9 protein-coding genes are annotated in these 13,347 nt (G+C 68.8%); 6 read left to right on the plus strand and 3 right to left on the minus strand.

Annotated features, from left to right (window positions below; genetic code table 11):
- Window positions 1-43: 43 nt before the first annotated feature.
- Window positions 44-2,098 carry a caspase family protein gene (locus tag JNL31_RS04640; RefSeq protein WP_294970570.1) on the minus strand — a complete coding sequence of 685 codons (2,055 nt, stop codon included), beginning with the start codon at window positions 2,096-2,098 and terminating at the stop codon, window positions 44-46.
- Window positions 2,098-2,718 (minus strand): hypothetical protein, encoded by a 621-nt coding sequence (locus JNL31_RS04645; protein ID WP_294970572.1) that lies wholly within the window; start codon window positions 2,716-2,718, stop codon window positions 2,098-2,100. The genes JNL31_RS04640 and JNL31_RS04645 overlap by 1 nt, the downstream gene beginning before the upstream one ends.
- Before the next feature lie 151 nt (window positions 2,719-2,869).
- On the opposite strand from JNL31_RS04645, the gene JNL31_RS04650 reads away from it, so the two are divergent.
- The 6 genes from JNL31_RS04650 to JNL31_RS04675 all read left to right on the plus strand — a co-directional run bounded on the left by JNL31_RS04650 (window position 2,870) and on the right by JNL31_RS04675 (window position 10,913).
- A complete protein-coding gene (locus tag JNL31_RS04650; protein ID WP_294970574.1) occupies window positions 2,870-4,183 on the plus strand; it encodes a trypsin-like peptidase domain-containing protein in 1,314 nt (437 codons plus the stop codon).
- 11 nt (window positions 4,184-4,194) lie between these two features.
- Window positions 4,195-4,899: a response regulator transcription factor gene (locus tag JNL31_RS04655; protein ID WP_294970576.1), complete on the plus strand. Its 705-nt coding sequence runs from the start codon at window positions 4,195-4,197 to the stop codon at window positions 4,897-4,899.
- A complete protein-coding gene (locus tag JNL31_RS04660; RefSeq protein WP_294970578.1) occupies window positions 4,896-6,257 on the plus strand; it encodes a HAMP domain-containing sensor histidine kinase in 1,362 nt (453 codons plus the stop codon). The genes JNL31_RS04655 and JNL31_RS04660 overlap by 4 nt, the downstream gene beginning before the upstream one ends.
- A 16-nt stretch (window positions 6,258-6,273) precedes the next feature.
- On the plus strand, window positions 6,274-7,713 hold the full coding sequence (locus JNL31_RS04665) for a patatin-like phospholipase family protein (RefSeq protein WP_294970580.1): 1,440 nt from the start codon (window positions 6,274-6,276) through the stop codon (window positions 7,711-7,713).
- Between the two features lie 183 nt (window positions 7,714-7,896).
- Window positions 7,897-9,855, plus strand: a complete 1,959-nt coding sequence (locus tag JNL31_RS04670; RefSeq protein WP_294970582.1) for a caspase family protein — start codon at window positions 7,897-7,899, stop codon at window positions 9,853-9,855.
- Between the two features lie 2 nt (window positions 9,856-9,857).
- The gene (locus tag JNL31_RS04675; RefSeq protein ID WP_294970584.1) at window positions 9,858-10,913 is read left to right on the plus strand and encodes a serine protease; all 1,056 of its coding nucleotides are present in this window, start codon (window positions 9,858-9,860) and stop codon (window positions 10,911-10,913) included.
- Between the two features lie 215 nt (window positions 10,914-11,128).
- Here JNL31_RS04675 and JNL31_RS04680 read toward each other — a convergent pair whose 3' ends face one another.
- On the minus strand, window positions 11,129-13,105 hold the full coding sequence (locus JNL31_RS04680; RefSeq protein WP_294970586.1) for an FAD-dependent oxidoreductase: 1,977 nt from the start codon (window positions 13,103-13,105) through the stop codon (window positions 11,129-11,131).
- Window positions 13,106-13,347: the final 242 nt, after the last annotated feature.

Raw genomic sequence — 13,347 nt, forward strand, 5'->3', positions numbered from 1 at the left:
CGATGCTGCGCAGCATTCCACAAAAATCAGAGACTTGCGCCGGTCACTCCGCCGCCTTCGTCCGCAACTCCAGCGACAGGATCGCAGGCCCCGGCCCGGCTTCTTCGGTGTCATCCGTCAGAGCCACTGCCCCCCGCGTCGTCTCGCCGAACCCGGCCTCGGCCAACGCATCGTCGAAGGCGGTCCCGCCCACAGCCCGCGTCGTGTCCAGCGCGTCCTGCGCCAGGTAGCTCAGGTCCTCAACCGGGCTCTGCGGCTTGGCCGGGGTCACCACGACCAGCATCCGCTCCTGCCCCAGCACGTCGCCGGAAATCTTGAACAGCCCCTTCTTCAACTCGTCCCCCGGCTGCAACCGGCCCGAGAACCAGTGGCTGATCGACCAGTCCGCTCCGATGTAGAGGACGTTCACGTCGACCGGCCCGTCGCCGTTGTTCTTCGCCAGCACATGCACCTCGTCGTCCGGGATCAGGGTTGGCACCGGCGCGAAGGGCAGGGGGCGCAGGGTCCGGTCTTCCGGCGTCCGGGTCAGCAGTTCGACCTCCACGTCCGGGTTCGAAGTTCCGACCGCCCCGGCCAGCTTCATCAGGTTCTGCGCCCGCGCCATCGTCGTCAACGTGTCGGCCAGCACCGCTGCCAGTTCCGCCCCGTCCTTGTCGCCGGTCGTGACCGAGGGCGTCGCCCCCAGATCCTCCGCCAGCCCGGTCGCGGGCAGCACCCAGATCGCATCCGGACGCGGGCTGTCGGGCAGCACCGCCAGCCGCAAATCGGCCTCATGGTCCGGCGCGACGAAGACCAGCCTTGGCCCCGCCGCCGCCGCCAGATCGGCCCGGGCCGCCAGCAGCGCATCCGCCGGGGCCGAGCCTGCGGCGGGCAGCGCCACCGTCAGGGTGAAATCCAGCGCCTCGTCCAGCTTGCGCAGCGTCACGCCCTTGGGCAGGTCGGCGGGCAGCACCTTGCCGTCCTTCTCCACCGCCTGCCCGACCGAGGAAAACGTCTCGACCGAGGTCAGCTCCACATAGCCCAAGGCCGCCTCATCCGCATCCGCCGCCGATCCCATCACCGCCAGCACCGCGCCTTCCGACAGCCCGTGCAGTGTCCCCGCCGGAATGGTGAACCCGGCGTCACTCACCTCCGCCTGCCACTGGGACACCCGCGCCCCGCCCGCGCCGCCGAAGACCACCTGATCCAGATCGCCTTCGAACAGGGGCGTCGATTTCGCCAGGTTCTTCACCGCATAGCGCCGCAGCACCTCCTGCCCGACCTGCGCATAGGTCGCGTTCGGATACTCCGCCAGCGTCTCCATCAGCGTCCAGGTGAACACCCCCTGCGGCTTCCGGCCCGGCTTGCCCTTGGGCAGGTTCTTCTCCGGCGTCACCTCGTTGGTCTGCGCCGCGAAGAAGGCGACGAACGACCCCTCGCCCGAGCCCGCATCGAATGGAGCCTCCACCGCACGCGGATCGACCGACCGCGAAACCTCGACCGACTCCACGTCGATTCCCAGCGCCTCGGGCGGCAGTTGCCGTATCCGCACGTCATCCTCGGCGCTTTCCACCGCCCGGGTCGCCGTCCCCGAATGGCACGAATCGAACACCGCCCAGACATTCGCACCCTTGGCGCGCAGCCCGTCGATCAGGGCGCCGATCTCGTCATCGACCAGCGCATTCTGCACCTCGCCCACGGCATCCGACCAGGGCCCGATGTCCACCGGCAGGAACAGCTCGTCCAGGCCATCCAGTTCCGTCGAGGGATCCTTGGCCGGGGCCTGCGTCCCGTGGCCCGAGAAATGCAGGTAGACGAAATCGCCGGGCTGAACCTCCGCCGTCAGTTCGGCAAACGCCCCCCGGATTGCCTCCAGCGTCGGCGCCTCGGCCCCCGCCACGCCATCCGACAGCACCGTCACATGCTCCGCCGGGAACGGCACCGGCGCCTCGGTGGTGAGGTAGGTCGCCACCAGTTGCACATCGTTCGCCGGGCCTTTCAGCCACCAGCGCTCCTCCAGCGACGGATATTGGTTTGCCCCGATCAGCAGGGCATAGTTCTCGCGCGCCAGGGCAGGAGCGGCGGTCAGGCACAGGGCGATGGTGAAAAGTGTTTTCATCAGTTTGTCATCAATGCATAGGCCGCCGCAGCCGGGCCCTTGTTGTCCACCTTCAGCGTGAAGGTCCCCGCCGTTGCCGGGGTCCAGCCGCAATAGGCGATATGGCTGATGTCGGTATCCGAGCACACGAGCCGCCCCTTGTCGTCATAGACGCCCAGGTTCAGGTTCACCGCCGCCTTCGCCTCGACATAGACTTCCGCATATTCCCCGCCCCGGAACTCGATCGGCGGATAGGTATCGCCCTTGCCGTTGCCAAGCTGCCCGATGTTGTAGACCGGGCCAGAGGCGACGCCCTTCGTCCCCTCCGCCCGCGCATCCTCGATCAGCCCGAGCAGGGCCTCGTCCCCCTCGGCCAGCCCTTCCGCGCTCGCCAGCATTTCCTCCCAGCTGAGCGGTGCCCCCTCGCCCGCCACGCCATCCACCGCCGCCCGGTCGCCCGCCACCGGGGCCAACCCCTTCCGCATCCGCGCCGCCGACAGGATCAGCACGGGATCGCCCGCCGCCACCCCCATCGCGAAAAGCCGCGCCGACAGCTCGGCGATCTTCACCGGCGAGGGCGTCTCGGCAAGGGCGGGTCCAGTCAGGCCCATCAGGCAGGCGGCAAGCAGGAAACGGCGCATCGGGAAACTCGTCTGGCTTTTGTCACGACCGACCATGCGGCGGCGCTTCGCCCCTGTAAATGCAAGATTTCTTCATGACGGCCTTTGTCATGAGCCATTCATGTGCCCCCCTGCTAGCAACACATCATCGAGGCAGAACAAGGGTTTCATGATGCAGGCGAAGACGGAAAAGCGGCAAAGACCGCTCAGGCACATCGAGGCGCTGGCCGCGCTTCTGGTTCTGGCGCTGGTCGCGCTGATCGGCCCGGCCAGCGCCTCGCCGCTCGACGACGCCATGGACAAGGTCTTCACCGTCCGCTCCGCCGATGCCGAGGACCGCTTCCTCGGCTCGGCCTTCCTCTGGACGGACGGCACCGTCGCCGTCACCAACGCCCACGTTGTCGGCCCGGCCGAGGAGGTCCGCCTGATCGACCGCCATGGCACCGACATCACTGCAACCGTCATCGCCCGCGACCCGGTGCGCGACGTTGCCGTGATCTCCCTCCCCGAAGCCGCAGAGGGCTTGCCCCTCGCCCCCGAAGCCCCCCAGCTTGGCGACGAAGTCTTCGCCCTCGGCGCCCCCTTGGGCGTGGAATTCACCCTGACCGAAGGCCGCATCTCCTCGCTTGCCCGCCAGGTCGACATCGCCGTGCCGATGCTGATGCTGCAGCACGACGCCGCCGTGAACCCCGGCTCCTCCGGCGGCCCGCTGGTGGATAAGGAAGGCCGTCTCCTCGGCATGAACAGCCAGATCGCCGATGGCAGCCGGATGTTCGTCGGCATCGCCTATGCGATCCCCAGCTCGGAACTGAGCCGCATCGTCACCGGCCTGATCGAGGAAACCCTGCTGCCCTTCCCCACCCTCGGCCTCACCGCCCGCCCCGTGGACCGCCAGGTCGCCGAGGCGCTGGGCACCGAAGCCCGGGGCCTCCTGATCGACGGCGTCGCCCCCGGCAGCCTGTCGGAAGCCGCGGGCCTGAAACCCGGCGACATCATCACCCAGGCCTCCGGCACCACGCTCACCAATCCCGGCGACTTCGCCTTCGCCATCGAGGCCGCCACCGCCGACGGCGCCGCGACGCTCACCATCCTCCGCGCCGGGCAGGAGCTGACCCTGCCCCTCCCCCTTGCCGAACCCGAGCAAACCGGCCTCCGCACCCGCGACATCGCCCGGGCCCCGGCGACCGTCGCCTCCTACACCCTCGCCGCGCTTGGCGTGACCCTCGACCCTCAGGGCACCGTCACCGCCCTGACCGACAACTCCCCCGCCCTCCTTGCCGGGCTGGCGAAAGGCGACCGCATCCTTGCCATCAACGGCGCCCTGCAAGACCTCGCGACCTACGAACTGACCGCCCCCGCCCTCCTCCTCCTCGAAGCCCCCGGCGGCGCGACCCGGCATATCCGGCTCGACCCGTGGCACGCGCCGGAAGGCGTCCGCCCGGTCGGCGGGGCGAATGTGCTTGACCCCGACGTGGTCGTGTTTTGAATGGAAGCCAGATGGACCGCATCCTGATCATCGAGGACGACCCCGAGACCGCCGCCGCCATCCGCGCCGAGGCCGAGGCCCTGGGCTGCGCCACCGACCACCGCGACACGCTCGCCACCGGCATCGAGGCCGCGACGAGCCAGCCCTACAAGGTCATCGTGCTTGACCGCATGCTTCCTGGCGGCGACGGGGTGGACGCCATGGCCCGCATCCGCGCCGGGGGCTCCACCGCGCTGATCCTGATCCTCTCCGCCCTGGGACGGGCCGCGAACCGGGTGGAAGGGCTGGAGAAGGGCGCCGACGACTACCTCCCGAAACCCTTCGAACCCGAGGAACTGCGCGCCCGCCTCCGCGCCCTTTTGCGCCGGGGCACGATCCAGGTCCTCGACAACGACCTTCTGGCCTTCGGCGACCTCGAAATCCGCATGAAGGCCCGCACCGTGCATGTGAAGCGCGCCCATGTCGCGGTCAGCCCCAAGGAATTCGAACTGATCACCTATTTCGCCCGCAATGCCGGGCAGGTCGTCACCCGAATGCAGCTCTTGGAAAACGTCTGGAACCTGCATTTCGACCCCGGCACCAATGTCGTCGACGTCCATGTCGGCCGCCTGCGCCGCAAGCTGGAGGAGGCCGGTTCGCCCGCGATCCAGACCGCCCGGGGCGAGGGTTACATCTTTGCCCCCCTCCCGGCCCCCCCGGTCGGAAACATGGCGTGACGACGGCCAGGCCAATCGCCGCCCGCGCCACCCTGCGCCTTGCGGCCCTGATGGCGCTGGCCGTGACCATCCTCTCCCTCGGTGCCATGGCCCTGCAATACCGGCTGGTCGAAACCCGCCTGATGGCGGCTCAACGCAGCCTCCTCGCCGCCGACCTTGACGGCCTTGCGGCCCTCTACGACCAGCGCCGGATCATCGCCTTGCGGCAGGCCATCGACTACCGCGCCACCGCCGCGACCGGGGACGAGATGCTCCTGCTGATGGACCGGCAAGGCCAGGTCCTTGCCGGAACCCGCAAGGACTGGCCCGCCGACCTAGCCCCGGCAGGAGAGGGCTTCACCAGCGACAACGCCACCACCTTCACTGAAGGCGAAACCCGCTGGCTCGCCGTCGCCCGAGACCTGCCGGGCGGCTTCCCCCTCCTCGTCGCCCGCAGCCTTGCACCCGTCGATGACACCCTGTCAGCCCTGCGCCGAGGGATGCTCGGCCTCCTCGGCGCCCTCCTCGTCGCGGGCGGCCTCGTCGGCTGGCTCGCCGCTCGCTCGGTCATGGCGCGGATCAACCGGATCAACGACCTCGCCGACCGCGTGGCGGAGGGCCAGCTCGACGCCCGCCTGCCGGGCATCCGCTCTGACGACGAATTCGGCCTGCTCGAAACCCATGTCCACGCGATGCTCGACCGGATCGAAAACCTGAACCGCGCCACCCATCGCCTGTCCGACACCATCGCCCACGAACTCCGCACCCCGCTCAACCGGATGCTGCAAAAGCTCGGCAAGATCGAAGGCCAGGACGACCTCACCGCCGACCTCAAGGCCGAGATGCGCCAGGCCATCCGCATGTTCGACAGCCTTCTCGACATCAGCCGGGCCGAGGCCGATCAGGGCACCGGCGGCGGCCTCGTCCCCGTCGATCTCTCCACCGTCGCGCAAGAGGTGTGGGACCTTTACGACCCCCTCGCCGAGGACAAGGGCCTGATCACCGACGCGCAGATCACCCCCGGCCTCACCATCCTCGGCGACCGCAACCTCATCGCCCAGGTCCTCTCCAACCTCCTCGACAACGCGATCAAGTATTGCGCCCCCGGCGACAGCATCTCCCTCCATCTCACGCCGGACATCGACCGCGCCCTGATGCGCGTTGCCGACACCGGCCCCGGCCTGCCCGACGACCTCAAGGCCGAGGCCTTCGACCGCTTCACCCGCGCCGAGCGTGACCGGAACATCAAGGGCCACGGCCTCGGCCTCGCCCTCGTCCGCGCCATCGCCGCCCGCCACGGTGCCCGTCTGACGCTTCCGGCAACGGACAAGGGTTTCGCGCTTGAAATCCGCTGGCCAAGGTTGCAGCAATCGGACTGACCAACCCGGAACCCCGATGCGCCGCGCCCTTCTTCCCCTCCTGTTCCTCCTCGGCTGCGCCCCCTGGAACCAGCCGCAGAACCAGCCCCTCCAGGGCGAGAACGCCTCCCTCGTCGAACCCCTCACCGCAGGCGACGGCGAGGTCTACATCGGCCTCGCCTTCTCCGGCGGCGGGATGCGCGCCACCGCCTTCGCCTACGGAATGCTGGAGGAACTCCGCGCCGCGGGCGTCGAAACCGGCACCCCGAACGGCCTTCTCGACCAGGTCCGCCTCGTCTCCGGCGTCTCCGGCGGCTCGGTCATGGCGGCACAGCTTGGCCTCTACGGCCCCGAGGGGCTGACCGGCTTCCGCGAGCGCTTCCTCGTCACCAACGCCGAAGCCTACATGACCACCTCGGCCCTGAACCCCCTGACCATCGTCAAGGGCGTCTCCGGCGGCGTGAACGGTCGCGACACCTTTGGCCGCTATCTCGACGACACGCTGTTCCACGGCGCCACCTTCGGCGACCTGCGCAAACGCTCGCATATCAAGACCTGGATCAACGCCACCGACATGGCGAACAACACGCCGTTCCTGTTCAGCCCCGAAACCTTCGACGCCCTCTGCTCCGACCTCTCCCGCGTCAAGCTTTCTGAAGCAGTCGCCGCCTCCGCCGCCTTTCCGCTGGTCTTCACCCCCATCGTCCTCGAAGCCCACCAGGGCAAATGCACCTACCGCGAGCCCGACTGGCTCACCGCCGCCCGCTACAACCCCGAGGCCACCGCCGCCATGCGCGCCCACGCCCGCGCCCTGGAAAGCTACACCAACCCGGACGAGGTGAAATTCGTCAAGCTCCTCGACGGCGGCATCACCGACAACTTCGGCACCACCGGCCTTGCGGTGGAACGCGCCCGCGCCCAGCAGCCCTATGCACCCCTCACCCCGGAAGAGGCGGTGAAGCTGAAACGCATGCTGTTCCTCGTCGCAAATGCCGGAGTCGAAAAGGACTACGACTGGACCCAGAAGGTCCAGGGACCGGGCGGCGTCAACCTCGCCATGTCCATCGCCACCTCGGCAATGGCCGCCGCCTCCCGCTCGGGCTACGATTCCATGCGCGGCGAAATGCGGCTCTGGGAGGCCGAGCTGATCGAATGGCGCTGCGCGCTGCCCCTGTCCGAGGTCCGCCGCCTGCGCGGCTCGACCGAGGGCTGGGACTGCAAGGATGTGAAGCTCCTGGTCGGCGAGGCGAGCTTCGCCAGCCTGCCCACCGCAATGCGCGACCAGCTTGACGCCGTGCCCACCCGCCTGAAACTCCCGACCGCGCAGGTCGACATGGTGATAAAGGCCGGTCGCATGGCCACCCGCCTCTCGCCCGAATTCAACGGCCTCCTCGCCTCGCTTACCGGCAACGACGTCGACGCCCGCATCCAGGACGGCATCGCCGCCGGGGGGCGCCGGGTGGTGCCGCTGAACTGACCGCCCACCGCTGAACACCTGGGATCAACGCCGCAGCCGAAGCGCCTCCCCTCCCCCTCGTGGGGAGGGGCCGGGGGTGGGGGGTTCCCCTGCAACCAGCCGGGTACTCCCGCCGATGACAAATTCCGTCACCCGCCCCGCCCCACTTGCCCCATGCCGAACCCGCAGTATCCTGCCGACATCATGCGCACGGGCCTTCCCTCCTTCGCCCTGACCCTGGCCCTGCTGGCCCAGCCCGCCCATGCCGAAATCCGCGCCGTCGTGGTCGGCGTCTCCGACTACCTCACCCTCGACGCCGACCTGAAAGGCCCCGCCAACGACGCCCGCCTGATGGCCGAAACCCTTGTCGCCCGCGGCGTCACGCCCGCAAACATCACCGTCCTAACCTCCGACCCCACCAACCTGCCGGAAGGCACCGCCACGGGCCAGCCCACCCATGACGCCATCCTGAAGGCCCTCGCCGCCGCCACCGCAGCCTCAACCAAGGGCGACACCGTCGTCTTCACCTTCTCCGGCCACGGCGCCCAGGCCCCGGACCTCTCGGGCGATGAAGGTGGCGGCTACGATGAACTCCTCCTCCCCGCCGACGCGACCGGCTGGAAGGGCGCCATCGGCAGCGTCGAAAACGCCCTTGTCGACGACGACCTGCAAGCCTGGTCCCAGACCGCGCTGGACAAGGGCGTGCAGGTCATCGGCCTGATCGACGCCTGCCACTCCGCCACCGGCTTCCGCGCGATCGGCGGGCAGGGCGTCCCCCGCGGCATCGACGAAGCTCAACTCGGCATCCCCGACGACGTGGTCCCGGTCGAGGGCACCCCAGCCCCGCCGCTGGCAGGGGACTTCGTCTTCCTCTACTCCTCGCAATCCGACCAGCGCTCTTTCGAATATCCGATGGCGGACGGCAGCTGGCACGGCGAATTCACCCTGCGGCTTGCACAAACCCTGCGCGACGCGCCAAAGGCGAGCTGGGCCCAAGTCCTGTCTGCCACCACCGAGGCAATGGTCCAGGGCCACGCCCGCCAGATGCCCGACGGCGAAGGTCCGCTCCTCTCCGCCCCCGTCTTCGGCACCGGCAGCACGACCGACCGCTTCCCGCTCAAGGACGGCAAGCTCGCCGCAGGCCTCCTCGAAGGCCTCGCCGATGGCGCCGAAGTCACGCTCTACGCCACCCCCGCCGGGGGCCAGCCGCTCGCCAGCATGACCCTCGCCAAAGTCTCCGCCCGCGAGTCCAGCCTCGACGGCCCACCCCCTGCAAGCGCCCAATGGGCCGAACTTACCTCCGCCCCGCCCCCGGTACCCCTGACCCTTGCCGCCCCGGTCCTCGCCGACCCCTCCGACACCCGCGACTACGGCCCATGGACCATCGCCCTGCCACCCGCAGGTGCCGCCCCCGACCTCGTCCCGATCCTGACCGAGGGCACCATCGCCCTCGCCGGGGCCGATGGCGTCCTCGATCCCGAAGGCCCCGGCTCCAGCCCCCGCATCCGCCCTGAGCCCGGCGAAACCTCGGCGCAGGCCGTCACCCGCACTCTGGAGCAAGCCGCTCACGGCCTCGCGCTCCGCAAGGTCCTCGCCGGGGCGACGGGGCGCAGCCTGACCGGCAAAGCCCCCCTCAGCATGACCATCGACCGCCGACCCGCCTCCGGTGACTGCGACCATCCCGGCCCACAAGCCCCCTTTGACCCCGAGCAGGGCGTTGCCCCCTGCGACCAGCTCTGGCTCACCCTCACCAACACCTCCGGCACCGCGCAGGACGTCTCCGTCCTCTACTTCACCGCCGATTTTCAGGTGCAGCCGATCTTCCCGTCGCAAAACCTGTCGAACCGCCTCGCCCCCGGCGAATCCACCCGCGTCGGCCTGCAAATCGAACCCGGCAGCACGGCGGGCCTGGAAGAGATATGGACCCTTGCCGTCCCAGCCTCCCCCGACGCCCCGCGTGTCGACCTCACTCGCCTCGCCCCCCTGCAAGGCACCCGCGCCTATGCCGGGGCCTCCGACCCGATGACGCTCTGGCTCGAAGGCCGGATGGACCCCGACACGGCAAACCGGGGCTTTACACTGAAACCCGCGCCGCTGACGATGCTGCGCCAGATCCTGCGCCTGACACCCGGGGACCCCGCCCCCGCACCGATGGAGAACTGACGATGACCCTCCGCCTCCTCCGCGCCGCCGCTGTCCTGAGCCTCCTCGTCGCACCCGCGATGGCAGAGGATGCGCCAGCCTTCGCTGCCGCCAAGGACGCTGCCACCTCCTCGCCCTTCCTCTACGCCAAATCCGGTGCCAAGGCCGAACGGGCCAAATCGGCTGATACGGCGGGCGCGAAGGTCATCGGCGGCGAGGTCGCGGCCGAAGGCGCCTGGCCCTGGCAGGTGGCGCTTCTGGTCGGGGGCGCCCCGGTCGGCACCGACAGCCAGTTCTGCGGCGGCTCGATGGTGATGGACCGCTGGGTCCTCACCGCCGCGCATTGCGTGTTCATGCCACAGGAAGACGGCAGCTTCGCCGATCTCGCCCCTCAGGATATCTCGGTCCTCGTCGGGACCAACACCCTCACCCCCGGCTCGGGTGACCTGATCCCGGTCGAGGCGATCTTCCACCACCCGTCCTACTCCGGCGACCAGTTCGACTTCGACGTCGCCCTGATCAAGCTCTCCCGCGCGCCGCAAGTCCCCTACCAGACCATCGAGGTGCCCGATGCCGAATACGGCGATCTCTTGAACAAGCAGGGCGTCACCACCATCGTCACCGGCTGGGGCCTCACCGAAGGCGCCCAGCCCTCGCCCGAACTGCGCCAGGCGCAGATCCAGATCCTCGACCGCGAGCTCTGCAACACCTCGATGATGGAAGCCCGGGCCCAGGACGCGGCGGGCGGCTTCGGCTATGCCGTCCAGACCCTCGGGGTCGCTGAACAGGATGCCTATGCCATCTGGGACGAGCTGATGGCCAAGGCCCCGAAACCCGTGTCGGAGAACATGATCTGCTCCGGCACCTTCGAGGGCGGCAAGACCTCGTGCAACGGCGATTCGGGCGGTCCGCTGGTCGTCCCCGTCGAAGGCGGCGGCTATATCCAGGCCGGCATCGTCAGCTGGGGCCTGTCGGCCAGCACCGGCCAGGGCTGCGAGGAAACAGCGCTCTTCTCCGCCTATACCAACATCTCGAAATTCGTCCCCTGGCTGAACCAGACCATCGAGGCGAACCCTTAGGGCGCCCGCCGAGGGTCTATCGCACCGCCAGCCCCAAGCGCCGCCCCATCCGTGGGGATGGGGATGGGGGTGGCGGGCACTCCGACAGCCGATTCGCGAAGACGGTTAACGCTTCACTGGCCATACGCGCGTATGGCCTGAATCCATACGCTTTCCAGACGGAAACCAGACGCCGGAAATCCACCCAACTCCTTGATCTAACGCACCGAACGCCATCAGATCCCCAGCCCCACCTTCCGCCCCTCGTGGAACGCATAGGCCGCCAGCCGCGGTGCCGTGCAATCGCCGATCCGGTGCATCACCTTGCCCGTCATCGCCTCGGGATAGGGGTCGAAGGCCCGGTTCGTCGTCGCCATCACCAGACCCGAGGCCGCGATCACCTCTTCCTCGCCGGTCAGGAACGACCGCACCGTCACCCCGTTGCCATGCCAGCGCACCAGGCAATGCTCGGGCAGCATCCGCACCCCCAGCGCGCCCAGCCGCCGCCGCACCACGCCATCGGCAGCTGTCCGGGAAATCTCTTTCCCGACAAAGGCTTCCGGCGTCACGATGGTCACGCGCTTCCCCTGCTCCGCCAGCGCCCAAGCCGTCCCGACCCCCCGCCAGTTCGACCCCTCGTCATAAACCACCACCGCATCCCCAAGCCGCGCCTCGCGCCGCAGCACGGCCTCGGGCGACCAGACACCCCCCGCCTCGATCCCCGGCAGCGACGCCTCGGCAGGCACCCAGCGCTGGAACCCCGTCTCGTCCGGCAAGGACCCTGTGGCCACCACCACGACCGAGGCCGGGTGATCCGCAAGCTCCTGATCATCAAGGAAAGTGTTCAGCCTAAGCCGCACCCCCAACCGCTCGAACTGCCGCTCGTACCAGTCCATCAGCTCCAGAATCTGCCCCCGCCGCGGCTGCATCCCCGCGAGGCGAAACTGCCCGCCCACCACCGGCAAGGCCTCGACAATCTCCACCCGATGCCCCCGCTCCGCCGCCGCCCGCGCCGCTTCCAGCCCCGCCGGTCCGGCCCCCACCACCAGCACGTCCTTTGCCACGGGCGAGGCCACGAACCGATCCCCACCCCACTCGAACTCCCGCCCCGCGCTCGGGTTGATCAGGCAGGAAATCCAGTAGTCCCGCGACCGCCGTCCCCAGCACATCTGGTTGCAGGAAATGCAGCCCCGCACATCCTCCGCCCGCCCCTCCTTGACCTTCCGCGCCAGATGCGGGTCGGCGATCTGCCCCCGCACGATGCTGACCAGGTCCGCCAGCCCCGAGGCGATGATCGCCTCGCCATTCTCCGGCGTCCGAACCCCGGCCTCAGAAGTCACAACCGCATGTTTCAACACGGCTTTCAGCTGCTGCGTCAGTGGCGTCGTCAGTTTTTCGGCATGGGTGAACGGCGGAATGATCGCCTCGAATTCCAGATAGGACCCGGCCCCCACCGTCACATAGTCCACATGCCCCGTCCGGTCATGCAGGTCGAGGATCTCGCACAACGCCTCGGCGCCCAACGTCACCTCGTAGGCCGTCGAATAGCTGACCGCCAGGCCCACGATGAACTCCTCGCCACAGGCCCGCCGCACCCGCTCGATCAACTCGCGCGAAAACCGCGTCCGGCCCTCCAGCCCACCGCCCCACTGGTCCGTCCGCTGGTTCGACCAGGGCGTCCAGAACTGGTCGACCAGCGAATGATAGGCCCCCCAGACCTCCACCCCCTGAAACCCCGCCGCCTTGGCCCTGACCGCCGCCGCCACATGGGCCTCCAGCAACTCCTCGACTTCCGCCCCGGTCATCGCATGCGACCCGTCGCTGTCGTGATAGGACGGCCCGCCCGAAGGCGACCAGTGCGGCGCAAAGCTCAGGTCGGAATCGCCATGCGCGCCAACATGATAAAGCTGCTGGATGATCACCGCGCCCGCGTCCTTCACCTTGTCGGTGATGATGCGATAGGCGGGGATCACCCGGTCATCCGAATGCAGGAAGTTGCCCCGCGTCAGCACGCCCGTCCGATGCACCGGCACGGGTTCCGCCACCACCATCGCCGCCCCACCGAGCGCGCGCTCCAGAAGGTATTTCCCGAACCGCGGCCCGGGCATCCCCTGGTCCGACATGTTCGCGGTATGCGCGCCGAACACGATGCGGTTGCGCAGCATCTGGTCGCGCAGTTTCAGGGGGGACATCAGGCGAGGGTGCTGGGTCATGGCTGCCTCCGTTTCGGCCCATGTCACTCAATCTCGACACCTGTGTCAAGTTTTGTTGATGGCAGGATACCCGTCCCGGGCCTGACCCGGGACCTCCCTGTAATCCCGCGCATCGCTGGAAGCAGAGATCCCGGGTCAAGCCCGGGATGGGATCACTCCGCCGCCATGTCCTGACTGACATCCCAGCCCGAGATCGCCTTGACCTCCAGGAACTCCTCGATCCCCCAGGCCCCGCCTTCCCG

The organism is Tabrizicola sp. (genome assembly GCF_016792905.1).
Classification (GTDB): domain Bacteria; phylum Pseudomonadota; class Alphaproteobacteria; order Rhodobacterales; family Rhodobacteraceae; genus Tabrizicola.